The 1103-nt window shown below is 42.4% G+C and carries 2 protein-coding genes; both read left to right on the top strand.

The window, feature by feature from the left end; all coding sequences use genetic code 11:
• On the top strand, positions 1 to 366 hold a 366-nt coding region (locus F6K53_RS44755), incomplete at its 5' end, for an ATP-binding protein (RefSeq protein WP_293087490.1).
• A gap of 118 nt (positions 367 to 484) precedes the next feature.
• Positions 485 to 997 (top strand): response regulator, encoded by a 513-nt coding sequence (locus tag F6K53_RS44750; RefSeq protein WP_366511458.1) that lies wholly within the window; start codon positions 485 to 487, stop codon positions 995 to 997.
• Positions 998 to 1103: the final 106 nt, after the last annotated feature.

The following is a 1103-nucleotide window of genomic DNA, read 5'->3' as shown; positions in this document are numbered from 1 at the left end:
GATCCACTGCCAACTATCTCAGCTAATCCCCAACACATGGTGGAATTGTTCCAGAATCTAATCAGTAATGGCATCAAATTCCGTTCCGAGGCAACTCCTGAGATTCACATTGAAGCTAAGTTGCAGGAATCCAAATGGTTAATAGGGGTTCGAGATAATGGTATTGGTATTCCAACCAAGTATGCTGAACGAATTTTTTCCATATTCCAACGACTACATGGTAGGAGCAAGTATCCCGGTACCGGGATTGGTTTAGCCATTTGTCAGAAAATCGTCCAGTGTCACGGTGGAAATATTTGGGTCGAATCCGAGTCTGGTGTTGGCTCAAGATTCTATTTCACCTTGCCAATTCATCAGAGTTGGTAGCCAAAGATGGCTGATGGGTTTGTGGATAAAAAATCAATAATAAATGATATGATAGCCAAGTTCAACTAACCCAATGTCTTGATGCAGTCGCTCATGGGGGAAACCACGGCAGTCGCTCATGGGGGGGACCCCCAAGACCGCGCTGCCTTCCCAAGACCGCGCTGCATCGCTTTCAATTAACTATGATATGTACAGTAAATTCCCTGAAATTCTGCTAATAGAAGACGATCCTGGAGATATAGAACTCACCAGGAAAGCACTCAACAAAGCGAAACTGGGGATTAACCTCCATGTGGTTATGGATGGTACTCAAGCCCTCGCTTATCTCTACAGAGAGGGGGAGTATGCTGATTCCCAGCAACCTGACTTAATTTTGCTAGATCTAAACCTGCCTGGGATGAATGGACAAGAGATTCTCCAGCATATCAAAGGTGATGATAACCTCAAGCAAATCCCCGTTGTGATGCTGACCACTTCAGATGCTCAGGAAGATATTGTAAAAAGCTATGACTTGGGAGCTAACTGTTATCTTAAAAAACCAATTAGCTTAAAAGAATTTGACAATATTATCGAAGCCCTAGAAAATTTCTGGTTTAGTGTTGTGAAGCTACCGCCGCCAGAAACTAGCTAGTGCCGCTGTGGGAAATTAAAAATTAATTAAAAATTAAAAATTATTAGATGTTTAGGTAGTCGTAAAAATGTAGTGGTTTTCCTAAGGTCTGATCAAGGTTTCGGCT

Source organism: Moorena sp. SIO4A1, assembly GCF_010672065.1.
GTDB lineage: Bacteria > Cyanobacteriota > Cyanobacteriia > Cyanobacteriales > Coleofasciculaceae > Moorena.
This window is presented reverse-complemented; position numbering and strand designations above follow the sequence as displayed.

Bases quoted from the DNA above. Each gene is read 5' to 3' on its own strand.
- F6K53_RS44750 (WP_366511458.1), top strand. From the start codon at position 485: ATGGGGGGGACCCCCAAGACCGCGCTGCCTTCCCAAGACCGCGCTGCA.